The organism is Rossellomorea sp. NRS-1567 (assembly GCF_050467885.1).
In the GTDB taxonomy this organism is placed as follows: domain Bacteria; phylum Bacillota; class Bacilli; order Bacillales; family Bacillaceae_B; genus Rossellomorea; species Rossellomorea aquimaris_C.
On record NZ_JBITPL010000001.1, the window covers coordinates 106,379 to 122,057 of the forward strand.

The window sequence follows — 15,679 nt, forward strand, 5'->3', positions numbered from 1 at the left end:
TTACGGCTAAAGGGAATTTTTTTGTGCAATTTAAAACCCATTTAAAAATGGATTTGAATCCATCTCACCTTCAATCGATGTTTCCGGACCGTGACCAGGTAGAACCGTCGTAGTCTCAGGCAACGTTAACAACTTTTCATGAATGCTTGCCAGCAGCTCTTTATGATTTCCTCCAGGCAAATCGGATCGCCCGATACTGCCCATAAATAACGTATCTCCCGCTAATACAATTCCACTTTCTTGTACATAATAAGAAATACTACCAGGTGAATGACCAGGCGTTTCAAATAACTGCAACTGAAAATCACCAATAGTCAGATGTTTTTCATTTGTTAATATGTAATCAGCAGGCTTAAGTCGGATCAGGTCACCCATCATGAATAATTGTGACCCGTTTAATGCAGGATCCAGTAACCACTTAGCTTCTTTCTCGTGAACATATACCGGAATGCTATAATTGTCACGTACTTGATCAACTGCTCCAATATGATCAAAATGAGCATGAGTAAGGAGAATGGCTAACGGAGTTAACGCATGATTCTCTAACCACTGAATCAGCTTCTCCCCTTCTCCACCCGGATCCACGACCAGGCATTCATTTTTTGTGTTCCATAGAATATAGCAGTTGGTTTGTAAGGGTCCTAACGGAATTTGTTTCCACTGCAACGTCTCCACCTCCAAATGTGATACTATTATTGTAGCAGAACTTATCACATCATAAAAACATGGTGGATAGAGCGCCATAGAAGTGTCAAATTTTTGACCTCGACAAACAGAGGAAAAAAATATAAAATGTTAATGAGTGCATTTATGTACATATGATTATCAGGTAGTAAAACGCATTTTAATGAAAGGGGTCATATAAATGGGTCTTGTAATTATTACAGCATTGGTTACATTATTAGCTTTGTTTGCGGTAGTAAGCACTTTCAAAAACAAGAATGCCATGGGAATTCTTTTCTCACTGGCAACATTAGGCGTTTTTGGTTGGTTTACAATTATGACTGTCCTTCACTCTGGTTACCCAGGTGGGCATTAATTAAACAATGAATACTCATAAAAAAGCCTTCCGTTTCATAACGGAAGGCTTTTTTACTTTTAATTAGGGTACCCGAAAGTTATGTAGGCACTAAAAAGTACCCTATAGACCTTTACGATGGGTACGTTATAATAGAAATACATTTAAGCCGATCAGGATAATAGCCAATGTAGCGGTCTATCCTATATGGAAATAATCGTTCTGGAACGGAGGTTTATTCATGAAAAAATATAATATACCTGTGGAGGCTTCCTTAGAAGTCATCGGGGGCAAGTGGAAAGTTGTGATACTCTGTCATTTGATCAAAAGCAAGCGAAGAACCAGTGAATTGAAGAAACTAATGCCTGGAATCACTCAGAAAATGCTGACGCAGCAGCTGAGAGAACTCGAAGCAGATGGAGTCATCAATAGAATTATTTACAATCAAGTTCCCCCGAAAGTAGAATACGAATTAACGGAGTATGGATGGTCGTTAAAAGGACCTTTAGATATGCTATGTGCATGGGGAGAACAGCATATTGAAAAAACCTGTCCTGACAAAAGCGAAGTGTTGGTGAATAGTGAGGAAGCATAGTTCAGAAAACCAATGGGGTGAGTATCTTAAAGATACCCACCCCTTATTTGTTGCTTATTCTTCTAATTGACGCTGTACAGAAGAAAGTTTTCCTTCCATTGTCGACTTCTTATCACGGCGATCATCGATTCGAATATTTGTTGCTACCCGTTTGATCCCCTGTTGGAAAGGGGATTCATGAATGTCTTGTATGACCTGAAACAAAACGGGAAGACCCCCCTCGATGATGGTATTCATCGGGGTTAGTTGAAAACGGATTTCCCCTTTTTCCTCATACTCTTTAAGTATTCTATGTAAGTCCGCTACATAGGAACTTACACTTGGTGATTCCGTCCCGATTGGAATGACTGTTACATCAACGATTGCCATTATAGATCTGCTCCTTCTTCTTTCAGTAGTTGAATGATGGTTGAGTCCGTCAAATCGATTACTTTCTCAAGTTGATTTCCATATAAACAATAGTCCCCATTGGGTGAACACTGAATAGGTTCTAAAGGAAGGTCCTCAAAAAGAACATTTTCTCCTCCAGAAACCGTATCCCATTTTTCTAATGAGAATGTACCAGAGTAAGTATCAAAGGAACCCTGTTCATTTGCTACGAAAGTAATCAACTGACCCTTCCCTTCTATCATATCATAATGAGGAATTAACCAATCAGAATAACGGCTCAACAGATCTACTGTAAATTCTGACTGAATCTTACCATTTGCAGTAATGAATTGATACGCAAACGGACCTTCTTCTTCACGAGAAAAGATAGATAAAAGAGAATCCTTAAATTGATTGAAGTGGACGCTTGTATCCACAATCATTTCCTTCCCACCACCCTGAATATTCTGGGATACGAGTGGAGCCGCAACGCTGATTTCTTCCTTATTCCAATCTTGAAAAAGAATGGAAGATTTGGATTGCCACTGAACAAATGGCTGCTCTACTTCAATAGAATCCATGGTTCCCTCTTCTACATCAATATGAAAGACTTGAAAGCTCCAATCTTCGCTGAAGCTGGTCATGAGTAATGCATTGTCATTAAACTGGTTCCAGGAATGAGTCAGTTCGTAGGATGGGATGTCTTCCTGAAACAACACCTCTCCTGCTCTGTCTATTATCGTCACCCGGGCTGAATACGAGGCAGGTGCAGAATGTATGAGTATTTTTTTCTTATCGGGTGAGATGCTTGCACTCACAAATGACGAAGGAATACCATAGATTTTCTTATTGCTTCCATCATAGAGATTATATATATATAAAGAGGATAGATCATCATCATTTTGTACGGATAGAATCTCTGAATCTGAAAGCCAGCCTATGTTTTCTACAAAACTGTCTTGAGCAAGAATTCCTGCAACGACTTCCTTGTTTTCAGTCTTCTCTTTCACGGGGGGAGAAGTTTGAGTTTGTTCAGTTTGACAAGCTGACAGCCACAGAATACTTAACAGAAAAAACAGCAATACATTTACCTTTTTCTTATTCATTATCCTTCTCCCTCCCTCCATTCTTTTCATACTAATTAGTACGTTTCAAAGCAGAAAATGTTTCAAAATTATTAAAAAAACATTACAAAAATTCAAAAAAGTGATGACCAGATGATTACTCGCACACCATTTGGGTCACCACGATCGGTTATTCTTTAAATAGGATGATGATTTATTTTACTCCTGATTTTCACTTTGTACAATAGTTATTTATGGAACCTGTCAAAAGATTTTTCGATTCATTTTTTATGATAAGTCGAATTTCATACAGTCTTGTCGGGGCTGAGCGAGCCGCCTCCGCTTTTGTTTCATCCAGCTCCGGCGGCTAGCCCCTCGAGGTCATAAGCTAAATTGGCCAAGAAGGCAAAGAACGCCTTCCCGGCCAATTCATCTTATGCTTGTCGGGGCTGAGCGAGCCGCCTCCGCTTTTGTTAGTACCAGCGATAGATGGATACGAGGAAGATTCCGAGCATGTCTTGGTAGATTTCGTTGAATTGAGAGAGGGGCAGAGGATTTATTCCTTTTCCTAACTCAATGGTAAACCCCGCTTGCTTGAATTCTTTAATGAACCAATCCTTGTAACCCGCGTAGCTATCTATATATCTGACAGATTCATATCCGCTTACTCTGTTAAAATCTTCTGAAAGCCTTGAAGCTTCCGGCGGCTCTAACCCTTCATAGCCCCAGTAGAATTCCTTCCCTTGAGTGTGGAGGGCAAGCAGCCGGTCGAACTTTTCCTGTCGGGCCAGTTTTGCCATAGCGACTGCTTCAGGTTCTGAAAGAGGCTTATATCCTGGGAAATCTCTCGGAGCTGGTGCTTTTTCTTCCTTTCTTTCTTTTTCCTGCTCCCATTTGGCAGGGAATTGGTTATTCAAGTCTACTCCTCTTATATTTGCTTTCCAGCCTGTAAAGTCAGAACTTCCCCGATTGATTTCGATCAATTCCTTTCGTTTGTCTTTCGGCGGACCATTCAAGACGAGATCTACTCCATCCGGATTAACCATAGGTACAAACGATATTGTCACCACTTCATATAAAGGGAGGGTTTGAATTCCTCTCATGAGATTTCCATTCGTTAACGATAATAAATAATCATTAATGAACGTCATTAGGATGGAAGTGGTAATCCATTCATTTGCATGAAAAGAAGCATCTATGTGAACCTTTTTCTTTCCTGTTCCAACTCTCATTTCAATGAGATCTTTACCAAGGACACTTTCGCCGACCGAGTTTAATTTGATGAATGGATAGACCTCTTTTAATTTTTTCACATCTTCTTCGAATGTTTCGGAGCTATAGGCTTGTTTCCCATTGACTAGCGGATATACCACTCTTGATGGCAGAAAAATGCTTGACCCTATTTGTAAACGGTTAGGATTAACTCCTTCGTTCAGTAGGAGTAAGGCGTCTACTCCTATATTCCGCTGCTCGGCAAGCGTCCAAAAGGTATCTCCTTTATTTATGGTATGGCTTTCTTTTCTGAATCCAGGGAGTTCTATCTCTGTCCCAATCTTCAATCCATTCGGATCAACGGAAGGGTTCGAGTCAATGATTAATTGGGTTGGAATATAAAACAGCTGGCTATAGTACCAAAGAGAATCGCCATTACGAACTTTCACTTTCATGAAGGAACCTCCCTATACATACGTCCTTACTTACATGTATGAATGGTTCTATAATTCATGACAAAAAAAGCTTGCGAATCTCTTCGCAAGCTCTTTCTTACTTATTCATCATGGTTTTCGTTTTCACCATAAAAGCGGAGAAGGTCTCCATTAATGATCTTATCGGAGTATTCCAGCTCCTCATTTACACGCTCTTTGTATGGCTCACAGTATTTCATATCCGTTGTTTCTTCGGATTCTTTATTCCAGCACTTTTCACCTGCAAAAACATAGTCCTTAGTGATGAATCGACCGTCACGCAGAATGGCCAGATCTTCTTTCTGACTGGAGAACATATCAGAACCGAACTGGATATCCTCCTTCGTGTCGATTCCTAAAAGATGCATAATCGTTGGTTTTAAGTCAATTTGCCCGGAAACTTTAGAAATGGTTTTTCCATCCTGTCCAGGAACATGAATGATTAAAGGAACCTCTTGAAGCTGTGTACTTACAACTGGCGTAACTTCTTTACCAAGATATTGGCTCATGGCCTTATTATGATTTTCGGAAATGCCGTAGTGATCTCCGTACATCACGATAACAGAGTTTTCATATAAACCTGATTCCTTTAAGTCTGTAATGAAGTTCTTTACAGCTTCATCCATGTAACGGACCGTTTGGAAATAACGATTGACCGTACCGTCATTGGATGTATAAGGATCGATAAGCTTATCTTCTTCATCCAGTGTAAATGGATAATGGTTCGTCAGTGTGATCATCTTCGTACTGAATGGTTGAGGCATCTCTTTCATATGCTCAACAGATTGCGCAAAGAACGGAATATCCTTCATACCCCAGTTAACAGAATTTTCTTCCGTTACCTCATAGTCGGGTAAAGAATAGAAACGTTCATATCCTAAGGAATCATACATAATGTCACGATTCCAGAAGCTTTTATTATTTGCATGCATAGCGGTTGTATAGTATCCATTTTCTCCAAGCTTTTCCGTCATGGATTCAAACTCATTTCCTGAATGCGTGAAGAATACCGCCCCACGGTTCAATGGGTAAAGGGAATTATCGAGTAAAAACTCGGAATCAGACGTTTTCCCTTGCTGAGTCTGATGGTAGAAATTATCGAAGTAATAGCTTTCTCCAATAAAGTCATTCAGGAAAGGTGTAATTTCCTGACCATTCATTTCGCTATTAATGACAAAGTTCTGTAGTGATTCAAGTGATACGATGATCAAGTTCTTGTCCTTTGCCACACCAAACATTTCTTTATCAGGTTCGATGTAACTTGCGCGAACATAGTTATCAATATCCGCTAATTCACTGCCGTCTGCCATTGCTCGTTGAGCGGAAGACTTTGATTGTAAGAAAATATCATACACATGGTAATTATACGTTCCAATATTCTTTACTAACATTTCACGATCGAACGTTCTTGTCAGCAGCTGTGGTCGTTCCGATTCTGCCAAGCCAAGGTTAAAGAAAACAAGGGCCGTGGCAACTAGGAAATACGCACGTCGATTGGCTCTGCTATAGTTTTGCAGAGAGAACCATGTTGGCTTTAACTTGATGAACAGAATTAACACAATGACATCTGTAAAATAGAATAAATCCTTCCAGCTCATAATGGCGCTGGCACTCGTACCTAAATCAGAGAAATTGCTTGTTTGAAACAGGACGGGGAGTGTCAAAAAGTCATCAAAGAATCGATAGAAAACAACGTTTCCGTATAGGATAAACGATAGGACGAAGCTTGCAGTGATAATATAGCGGGTGCGAGACTTATCCTTCTTAAGAAGTAGTCCTACTCCGAAGATAAAAAGTAAGAAACTTAGTGGGTTGATGAAGAGTATAAGTTCTTGGAGTGTATTTTCTATCTTTATATCAAAACTAGTTTTATAGACAATGTACGTTTTAACCCAAAGGAGCAATGCAGCGATGATAATAAGAGAAGCCTTTGGTGTCTTTTTCAAATTCATTTAATCAACCTCCTTGCTACAAACGGTTCATTCGTATGTAACAAATTCATGTAATATTTGTAATGGTAAAATTAGGTAATCCCAGACGTGCAACCTTGACCTATCTTAATACTTTTTTTACAAAACGTCAAACTTCATTTCACATCACTCATGTATAATAATTATTTAAGTCTTATTCTCTTACCCATACTATTAGACGATTGAAACCGTTGAAAGTTTCAAAATAACTATATTTTTTAAAAACGGTTCCTTCGTCCCTGAGTCATAAAGACTAGTTGTGACCTTTAGTAGAATCACAGAAAAAAGAACCCTCCTTTACAGGAAAGCTCTTTCTCCACTGATTATGCAACTTTATTTCATCAGATCTTATTCTTTACCAACCAGGCTGCACCGATCACACCGGCGTCATTTCCAAGTGTAGCAATGCTCAAGTTTGTTGAAGTACGGACGGTAGGGAATGAAAATTGCTTGAAATATTTCACGACCGGGGTTAATAAGATCTCACCCGCTTTGGAAACTCCTCCACCAATGACAATCTTTTCAGGATTCAGGGCATTCCCTAAATTCGCGAGGGACAACCCTAAATAGAAGGCTAATTGATCAATGACTTCAAGGGCAAGTTCATCCTGTTCTCTGGCTGCATCAAAAATATCCTTTGCACTGACTGTTCCATGGGACTCTCTTATCCCTCGCAGGACAGACGCTTTCGTTGTAGCATCCAGTTTTTCATTTGCGAGACGAACGACTCCAGTAGCAGAAGCAACCGTTTCCAAACAACCGGTCTTTCCACAGTTACACTGGAACCCACCTTCAGGAACAACGGTAATATGCCCGATTTCACCACCTGCACCTTTCACCCCGTGCACGATATCTCCATTGGTTATGACTCCCCCACCAACACCTGTTCCAAGGGTCACACAGACGATATCCTTCGCTCCGTCTCCTGCACCTTTCCACATTTCACCCAGTGCTGCGCAGTTTGCATCATTATCAATAACGGCTGATAAACCTGATTCCATTTCAAGTAAATCTTTTAATGGCGTATTTTTGTCCCAGCCTAAATTAACGGCTTCGTAAATAATCCCTTTCGCCATATCGACAGGTCCCGGCGCACCCATTCCGATTCCGACCAGTTTATCTTTTGATTGATCTAAGTCTTCAAGCTTCTTATCAATCGCTTTAGCAATATCTACAATAATATTTTTGCCATTCTCTGATTTATCAGTAGGGATTTCCCATTTATGTAAGAGCTCACCGTACTTATTCAAGAACGCGATTTTTGTCGTCGTTCCTCCTAAATCTACACCAACCAACCATTTTTCTGTCATCTTTATCACCTGTCCTGTTTTTCTTTTTCAATTTCTATTTCATGTCGCAACAAAAACAAAGCTGTTTGAAAATCCCGCGTTTCGATCAGCTGGGATTGATAAAGTTCTATTAGTTCGCCTTCCATTAGTTGCAGGTCAGAAAGACGATGCCCAACATAGATAATGGTTCCATAACTTTTTAATAACTGTTGGATATCATAAATCGTTTTCATATCATACACCCTGCTTTCTATCATTCACATTAAAGTATAAGTGAAAATCCCCATCTTCTCAATACGCAGCTATCAAATATCCCTTCTAGGTTCTTTTCACGAAGGTTGTTGTTATATAACAAAGATGAGATATGACTCTGTCAACCAGAGTGTGCTGGATGGTGAGGGGAACTGCTCCGCTTTCCGCGGACGTGCGGCCAAGCCTCCTCAGCTTCGCTTCCGGGGTCTCGGCACGCCCGTACTTCCGCAGGAGTCTACGCAGTTCCCCTCACCATCTTTAATAGATTTTTCATAACAGAGTTTAATAGTGAGAAAAACAATTAAAATGAAGACAGCCTATCTAAGAATTTGGTTACGACTTTCAAAACCCTGGGGCATGATTAGCAATCGAGAGAATAGTCGTCCAATGTTCCACCACATTATATATCTGCGTTTTCATTTGGGGTTAAATCCCACCTTGTAGTGTTTTGTATTCTTAGTAGGAAGTTTCTTTTTATGAACAAACTTTCTACAATATGAGCTATTTTTGTAATCTCTTATCTATATTTATAGGCAGTTAGAATGTAATAGCACAGAGTGGATTGTAGCGGAAGGCACTTGACTCCTGCGGGAAATAGAGGAAAGGTCGAGACCCCACAGACGGAACGTCGAGGAGGCTCGACTTCCTCCCCGCGGAAAGCAAGTGCCTGGAGCGGAAAGGAACGGTCAACATTTTGTTCGCAAATCACTGTTACAAGAAAAAATTATGAACAGAGCCTATCTAAAAAACAAAAAAGACCTCCTTAATGGAATATTCAATAAGGAAATCTCTTCATCTTATATTAACGATCGGGATCTTTCGGGTGTAAGAATCTTGGTCGTCTGTTTTTCAACGGCATTGGCGAACGCAGGAATACGTCCCGGAATGCTCTCAAATTAAACGGAATAAATGGCCACATATATGGAATATCAAATGAATTCATTCTTGAAAGCATGATAATCCATAGCAGTATACCCACCACAAATCCGTACACTCCGAATAATGCAGTACAGATCAATAAGAAGATCCTGACTAACCGGTTGGCTAAGCTCATCTCATAGCTTGGCGTTGCAAAGGTACCGATTGCTGCAATGGCCAGGTAAAGGATGACTTCGTTAATTAAGAGACCAACTTCCACCGCCACTTGTCCAATCATTAACGCAGCAACGAGACCAAGGGCCGTAGCTAACGAAGAAGGGGTATGAATAGCTGCCATCCTTAGAATATCGATTCCGATTTCAATGATTAAAAATTGGAGGAACAACGGTACTTCCCCAACATCATTTGGCCCGACATAACTCATTGCTTCCGGCAATAGTTCAGGATGAATGGCAAATAAATAATAAAACGGCAGTAAGAAAATCGAACTCCACACAGCGATAAACCTGACAAAGCGTAAGTAGGCTCCAACTGAAGGCTTATTCCTATATTCTTCTGCATGCTGGAGGTGATGCCAAAAAGTTGTCGGTGTAATCAAGACACTCGGTGAGCCGTCCACCATAATAATGACGTGCCCTTCATATAAGTGCGCAGCTGCTGTATCCGGCCTTTCCGTATAACGGACCATGGGATATGGATTCCAGTGGCGCCCGGCAATAAACTCTTCCAGCGTCTTCTCTCCCATGGGAAGACCATCTGTGTCGATCTTCGATAGGGCATCTTTGATTTTATGGACTAAATTTGGATCGGCAATGTCTTCAATATAGCTGATGACTATATCTGTTTTGGATCTTCTCCCAATTTGCATATATTCCATTCGAAGCGAAGGATCGCGAACTCTCCTTCTTGTCAGAGCTGTATTGAACACAATCGTCTCGACATACCCGTCCCTGGAACCCCTCACCACCCGTTCGATATCTGGTTCCTGAGGTCCTCTGACTGGATACGTTCTTGCATCAATCATAATGACCTTGTCAATACCATCCACCACAAGGGCTGTGGGACCTGCCAATACTAAATCGATCACTTGGTTCAGATCATCTACTTGCTCGATCTCTATGTAAGGAATGTACGTCTTCAATAATTTTTCTAACGTGTCTTCTTCTAATTGTTCAGGACTAAGTCCTGACAAAAGCTTCATCAGATAATGCATAATATCATCTTTAACAAAGCCATCCACTAAAAACATCGCCATTTTTCTCTCAGCATACTCCAAATCCAATTGAATGACATCAAAGCTTTTGTCTACTGCTAAGGTATCCCTTAGATAATTGGTGTTTTCTTCAATCTGAGTAGAGACAGGCTTTTTCTTTTGATTTGTCATTAGCCTTCACTCCCAATACCTTTACATGAATTTCCATCTTTACCATCCTAGACAAAGCAACTAGAAAACATACATCCTATCATATTGATATCATGCGCTTCATACTATTTACTAAATGGACATACTACTGGAGTGAACGAAATGAAGCAAAGACTAAAAGAAGCCATGCCCTTTCTTGTCATCATGTGCATTGTTGCTCTTGGGATTCAATATGTTTACAAGCCCCAAACGGAGGAAAGCATTATTTTTTTCCCGATAAATGAACATGTTTCCTATGAATCTGCCACTACCCTTCTGATGCTTCAACCCGAGAAGAAAAATGATCATTATGAGGTGAACTGGAAGGTATCTTCAAAGCTTGATACACCTGCCTATTTACGTCAGGATGTCGGCTTTTTATTTATGAACGGGAGACTAAAAGGGCTCATGAACGAATGGGAACAGGACACCGATCAAATTGTTGAGGAATCAACCATAAAGGGAAAAGAAAGTAGTCTCCTTCAAGCTGTGTCTTTCCACTATTCTGAAATTCATGAAACGGAAACAGATTTAACGAGTGCTCAGAAAATGTCTGAAGATACACTGTATGTGATTGATTCGAATTTCAGCCCATTAAATGCCTTCCGACAACCCGGTACAGATGCAGAAAAAGAATGGAAAAACATACTGGACAAAGTGACTTCCCAACAGCTTGACTATCAATGGGAAAAGGCAATCGCAGCCATGAAAATCCCTATGGAAGACTATACATCCTTTCCATTGACTCAACTCCCTAAATTAGAAAATCAACCTTTGGAAGGATTCACCGAGCAAGAATGGGAACGTGTTATAGGCAACCTATGGGAAGGACTTTATAAAAACTATTATTTAGGAATTAAAAAAGAGGACGGCTCTGTCATTGAGTCAATAGACAGTTCCATCCCACTTATATTAGTGAAAAATGATCGAAAGGAAGTTCTCGTGTTACTGATTGATAAAAATGGAGAAGCTTCTGTACTTAAACAACAGATTTCCATTTAAGTGTTCTCCTGTAACTCTTTATAAAGTTTTTCATAATTTTCATCCTGCCTATTTAATTCATAGGCTTTTTTTGCATGAACAAGAGCTTCCTTTCTGTCACCTGAGTCGATCAGAATTAACGCAAGATTGTAGTGAGCTTCATGAAACTCACCATTTTCCTGGATTGCATCTCTCAAATGATCTTTCGCTTGTGTTAATTTGTTCATCTTGATTTCAGCATATGATAAGTAGAAATATGTCTGTGCATTTGGTGAGCCATTTTCAACCACCGGGACAAGAATATTTTCCGCTTCCTCCCACTCTTGATTGGAAATCTTTTCTTGAGCCACGCCATTCACAGTGTTAACGTCCCAAGAGGTTGGATCTGCACCAATCCCCCTCGACACAAGAACCCCAACAAGTAGGATGCTTCCCGTCAGAAATAGCAATTGACGCAGCGGGCGGAGAGCATTCGGCAAGCTGACCATTCCTGCTGCGAGAAAGCCTCCCACCAATCCACCGATATGACCTGCATTATCAATTCCCGGGATGGTAAATCCCAGGACTAAGTTCAATAGGATCACCGCAATAATATTGGTACCGATCGTTCTAAAGAAAATTTTCGGATATAATACACCGAAATACAGCAGTGCACCGAAACAGCCAAAGATCGCGCCACTGGCCCCTGCAGAAAGATTGGATGTGAAAAGGAAGCTGGCTAGAGATCCCGCAATTCCCGATATCATATAAATGAAGATGAATCTGAGTCGCCCGAACATTTTCTCCACTGCCATTCCCAGATAAAATAGTGCCAGCGTATTCATAAGTAAATGCAGTATTCCTATATGCAGAAAGATTGGGGTTACAAGGCGCCACCACTCTCCTTCTATCATGAGGGGATTGTACTTGGCACCGAACTCAATCAGTGTTTGTGGATCCTTGCTTCCACCATTTAGTTCAAGAATGAAGAACATGATCAATTGGAGTGCAATGAAGAAATAGGTAAAGAACGGCTTTCCTTTTTCAAACAGCTGCCTTTCCTTTTGTATCTGTTTGGAAGAAGAAGTCATGGTCATGCTTTTTATCCACTCTACATTGGCATCCAATACTTCCGGGGGGAGGTCCCATTCCCCGTCATTGAATAAAGGGTCATTCCTAAGCGTTTCGACACTCTGATCACCATGAAGAAGAAGTGGCTGAACGGATGTCTTTTGATTGTTCAGGGATTCCTGGAATAAGTCCGGATCTGCATCTACAGGTGGATAAGTGGAGACATAGATATTCTTCATTTGAAGCTGTCTTTTCCCAAGGGATTTTCTGATTTTCTCCCCATTCACGGAGGTCGATTCCATATCCCGCTTGACCCAGTTTCCCCAATCCAGATCTTTCCGGACCATTCGAATGACGTTCGCTTCTTTCTTACCGGTATTCTCCAGCCATATTTCATCCTGATTGGGTGAGAGGTTAAGAATTCGATAGTGTTTATCTTCAACGAGATGATAAGCTATCTTCCAAAACAAATAATGATAACGTAAATCCACATCATCCACTACTTTCTTTTTTTAAGAAATCTTATTCTACCCCTACTATACCGAACCTTTTCTTAACCTGTAAAACAAAAAAGACTGTAAGAGGGGTTTTCCCCTTACAGTCTTTTTCACTGTTATCCTCTGAATGCACCTTGAATGAATTTAGAGCGAATACCGGGTATCCCCATGGCTGCTTTCACAGCAAATTTTCTAATGAGAAAGTTCCCTAGAAATACATTTAACAGTCGATATCGATTCGGAATCAGAAAAAGAACCAAACCGCCCAGCACTAACCATTTTGTCCATCCGTTCATGATGATCCCTCCTGCTAGTAGTTTGGATCATTATCGAGAAGCTTATTCCACTAAATTACAAGGAAACGATACTTTCTTTCGGTACCGTCAATAGAATATGAGCATAAGTAATCCTGCAAAAAGACTCGACATAGCATTCACTGTCTCATTATTCATGAGAGGAAGCCCTTTCGTTCTTTCTGTGTGATGTCCACAATGAACGGATGACTCTGTTCGAAGATCGCAGACCGGACACCGGTACTCCAACTGAATGAACGCGCCCAGAACTGTATCCAGGATGTTTCCTAAAAACCCGGAAAGGAGAAGGAGTAAGAAGAGAGAGACATCCCCGACATTCAACAAGATCAATGAGGCCAGTGAGATAAGGGCAGATCCAATTAAAGCCGCTACCGTACCGGTGATGGAAACCGCACCCGACGTGCCTTTGGGAACTCTCCTGAACGTTCTTATGGAAAACGGCATTTTATGACTGAGAGGACCGATTTCTGATGCCCATGTATCAGCGTTTGCCCCCGCGATCGACGCAATGAAGGCCAGGGTCCATACTTCGTTTCCCGTCACACTGAATAATATGGCAAACAGGGCTGCAGGACCTCCATTCGCCAACACTTGCTGCCAGTCCCTGATGGACGTTTTCGCTAAGCGCTCCTCGATCCCTATCTTGCTTTTCTTAAAAAGGCGTGACCATATGCTTGATGACAAGAAGAACACGCCTAATATAAACAGCCCCTCAAACCCATATGAATAGCCAATAGCGAGGCCAATCATTATGGCCATTACAGCGCCTGAGAGACTTAAATTACTGGTTTTCCACCCTGCTATGGCGATGGAGAAAATAAAAAGGAGAAGAAAGAAATACTCAAGAACCACAATCGATCCGTCCCTTTTCCGTCAAGATCGTTCCAACGGGTATGTCGAAAGATTCGATTGGCAATGTGTCGACCATTTGCTCCACAAAGGCAAGGGACATTGTCAGACCCGGATAGCTTGAGAGTAACCTGTCATAATATCCCCCACCAAACCCCAACCGGTATCCCTTTTCTGTATAAGCCAAACCAGGAACGATCATCAATTCAATAGCGTCATTATGTACAACGGCCGACTTGTCAGGGGCTGGTTCATACAAATCAAAATAGGATGGTTCGAGCTGATGGAAATCAAGAAGCTCATAGAAGACCAATTCACGGTTTTCCGGAAAACATTTCGGGACTACTACGGTTTTCCCTTCCTCCCATCCCCGTTTGATGATGTTCCACGTATTGATTTCCGGAAGCTTTGAAATGGTCACCGCGATAGTGGTACTGTTTTTCCACTCAGGAGACTGAAAGAGTAATTGTTCAATTTGGAAACACTTTTGTTGAAACGCTATATGATCGATCGATTTCAATATTTGAAGCTGAAGATTCCGCAGTTCTTTTTTTCCCATATTAGATATCCCTCCATGCTTACTATACAGATATTATTTTAATGGATTCTCTATGTAAATGCGATGTTGTGACAGTTATGAGCATAAAAAAAAGCAGCGGATAAAATCCGGCTGCTTATTTCGTTTCGCGGTGAAGAGTCACACGCTTTAATTTCGGGCAATATTTTTTTAGCTCAAGACGGTCTGGGTTGTTACGCTTGTTCTTAGTTGTAATATAGTTACGCTCACCAGTTTCTGTGCAAGCCAAAGTAATGTTTACACGCATTATTGTTTCCCTCCAAACATATACATCTTCTACTATTCATACGACTTTTATATAATATCATTTTTCTTTCGGAAATGCTAGTCCGTTTTTTATTCTATCGCTTAAATTTGAAACCTCTTCTTCAAAAGCACCTTCAATGGCATACACTTTGCCTTGTTTCACTTCAAAAGGCTTGAATGAGAAGTCTAACATATAGACCATCATATTAAGGCCATTGGTGATCGGATAGTAGTAAAGGCTTCCGTTACTCAGGGATTTTTTCCATAGTTGTAAACCTTTCAAATTAAGGGGATAGATTGTTTTCTTAACAGAGCCCGCGCAGGAAACAATATTCGTGATGGCAACACGTTTACCACTGTAATTCCAGAACGTATCCTTAGATAATGATAAGACCCCAACTCCATCTTCTTTACAAGCGAGCCATTCAATGAGAAAAAAAACCTTAAAATGCCTGCTCTCCTTTGTGGTATTTTCCATTTCGAAGGCAAAGGATTCTCCCCACCCTTCAATATGTTCGTGAATTTTCACATTTATGCCGGTAAGAGTGGTTAGTTTCTCTGAGTAAAGGGGTACATATTCATTATTCCTGTTCCAGGCTATTCCTTGGATATGGAACTTTTCATTCGGATTCTCCTTCATTA

The 15,679-nt window shown here is 40.7% G+C and carries 17 protein-coding genes; 3 read left to right on the top strand and 14 right to left on the bottom strand.

Translation table 11 applies throughout. The annotated features are described in order from the left end of the window. Positions 1-30 precede the first annotated feature (30 nt). Positions 31-666: an MBL fold metallo-hydrolase gene (locus ACIFOD_RS00560; protein ID WP_430313113.1), complete on the bottom strand. Its 636-nt coding sequence runs from the start codon at positions 664-666 to the stop codon at positions 31-33. A 199-nt stretch (positions 667-865) separates the two neighbouring features. Here ACIFOD_RS00560 and ACIFOD_RS00565 point away from each other — a divergent pair, with 199 nt between their 5' ends. Together ACIFOD_RS00565 and ACIFOD_RS00570 are read left to right on the top strand one after the other, a co-directional pair. Continuing rightward, a complete protein-coding gene (locus tag ACIFOD_RS00565; protein WP_148969664.1) occupies positions 866-1,039 on the top strand; it encodes a DUF2759 domain-containing protein in 174 nt (57 codons plus the stop codon). Positions 1,040-1,259: 220 nt separating this feature from the next. Then, complete coding sequence (locus tag ACIFOD_RS00570; protein ID WP_430313114.1) at positions 1,260-1,613, top strand: winged helix-turn-helix transcriptional regulator; 354 nt, start codon at positions 1,260-1,262, stop codon at positions 1,611-1,613. A 54-nt stretch (positions 1,614-1,667) separates the two neighbouring features. Here ACIFOD_RS00570 and ACIFOD_RS00575 read toward each other — a convergent pair whose 3' ends face one another. The 7 genes from ACIFOD_RS00575 to ACIFOD_RS00605 form a co-directional block, all read right to left on the bottom strand. Then, positions 1,668-1,982 (bottom strand): MTH1187 family thiamine-binding protein, encoded by a 315-nt coding sequence (locus tag ACIFOD_RS00575; RefSeq protein WP_430313115.1) that lies wholly within the window; start codon positions 1,980-1,982, stop codon positions 1,668-1,670. Further along, complete coding sequence (locus ACIFOD_RS00580) at positions 1,982-3,088, bottom strand: hypothetical protein (RefSeq protein ID WP_430313116.1); 1,107 nt, start codon at positions 3,086-3,088, stop codon at positions 1,982-1,984. Before ACIFOD_RS00580 ends, ACIFOD_RS00575 begins: the two co-directional genes overlap by 1 nt. Before the next feature lie 431 nt (positions 3,089-3,519). Beyond that, a complete protein-coding gene (locus tag ACIFOD_RS00585) occupies positions 3,520-4,713 on the bottom strand; it encodes a M14 family metallopeptidase (RefSeq protein ID WP_430313117.1) in 1,194 nt (397 codons plus the stop codon). Positions 4,714-4,814: 101 nt separating this feature from the next. Beyond that, positions 4,815-6,683, bottom strand: coding sequence for an LTA synthase family protein (locus ACIFOD_RS00590; protein ID WP_430313118.1), 1,869 nt, complete (start codon positions 6,681-6,683; stop codon positions 4,815-4,817). 359 nt (positions 6,684-7,042) lie between these two features. Beyond that, entirely contained in the window at positions 7,043-8,011 is a 969-nt protein-coding gene (locus ACIFOD_RS00595; RefSeq protein ID WP_430313119.1) for an ROK family glucokinase, read from the bottom strand. A gap of 5 nt (positions 8,012-8,016) precedes the next feature. Next, positions 8,017-8,223 carry a YqgQ family protein gene (locus ACIFOD_RS00600; protein WP_113970503.1) on the bottom strand — a complete coding sequence of 69 codons (207 nt, stop codon included), beginning with the start codon at positions 8,221-8,223 and terminating at the stop codon, positions 8,017-8,019. An 821-nt stretch (positions 8,224-9,044) separates the two neighbouring features. Beyond that, positions 9,045-10,505, bottom strand: coding sequence for a spore germination protein (locus ACIFOD_RS00605; RefSeq protein ID WP_430313120.1), 1,461 nt, complete (start codon positions 10,503-10,505; stop codon positions 9,045-9,047). 141 nt (positions 10,506-10,646) lie between these two features. Here ACIFOD_RS00605 and ACIFOD_RS00610 point away from each other — a divergent pair, with 141 nt between their 5' ends. Further along, entirely contained in the window at positions 10,647-11,525 is an 879-nt protein-coding gene (locus tag ACIFOD_RS00610) for a hypothetical protein (protein WP_430313121.1), read from the top strand. Here ACIFOD_RS00610 and ACIFOD_RS00615 read toward each other — a convergent pair. From ACIFOD_RS00615 to ACIFOD_RS00640, 6 genes are all read right to left on the bottom strand, one after another. Continuing rightward, entirely contained in the window at positions 11,522-13,045 is a 1,524-nt protein-coding gene (locus ACIFOD_RS00615; protein WP_430313122.1) for a rhomboid family intramembrane serine protease, read from the bottom strand. The two genes, ACIFOD_RS00610 and ACIFOD_RS00615, sit on opposite strands and share 4 nt — an antisense overlap. A 122-nt stretch (positions 13,046-13,167) precedes the next feature. Next, on the bottom strand, positions 13,168-13,347 hold the full coding sequence (locus ACIFOD_RS00620; RefSeq protein ID WP_113970508.1) for a hypothetical protein: 180 nt from the start codon (positions 13,345-13,347) through the stop codon (positions 13,168-13,170). 87 nt (positions 13,348-13,434) lie between these two features. Next, on the bottom strand, positions 13,435-14,217 hold the full coding sequence (locus ACIFOD_RS00625; protein WP_430313123.1) for a DUF92 domain-containing protein: 783 nt from the start codon (positions 14,215-14,217) through the stop codon (positions 13,435-13,437). Beyond that, positions 14,207-14,773 (bottom strand): 5-formyltetrahydrofolate cyclo-ligase, encoded by a 567-nt coding sequence (locus ACIFOD_RS00630; protein ID WP_430313124.1) that lies wholly within the window; start codon positions 14,771-14,773, stop codon positions 14,207-14,209. The genes ACIFOD_RS00625 and ACIFOD_RS00630 overlap by 11 nt, the downstream gene beginning before the upstream one ends. Positions 14,774-14,888: 115 nt before the next feature. Continuing rightward, positions 14,889-15,038 (bottom strand): 50S ribosomal protein L33, encoded by a 150-nt coding sequence (rpmG, locus tag ACIFOD_RS00635; RefSeq protein ID WP_064091498.1) that lies wholly within the window; start codon positions 15,036-15,038, stop codon positions 14,889-14,891. Positions 15,039-15,095: 57 nt separating this feature from the next. Further along, positions 15,096-15,677, bottom strand: coding sequence for a hypothetical protein (locus tag ACIFOD_RS00640; protein ID WP_430313125.1), 582 nt, complete (start codon positions 15,675-15,677; stop codon positions 15,096-15,098). Positions 15,678-15,679 lie beyond the last annotated feature (2 nt).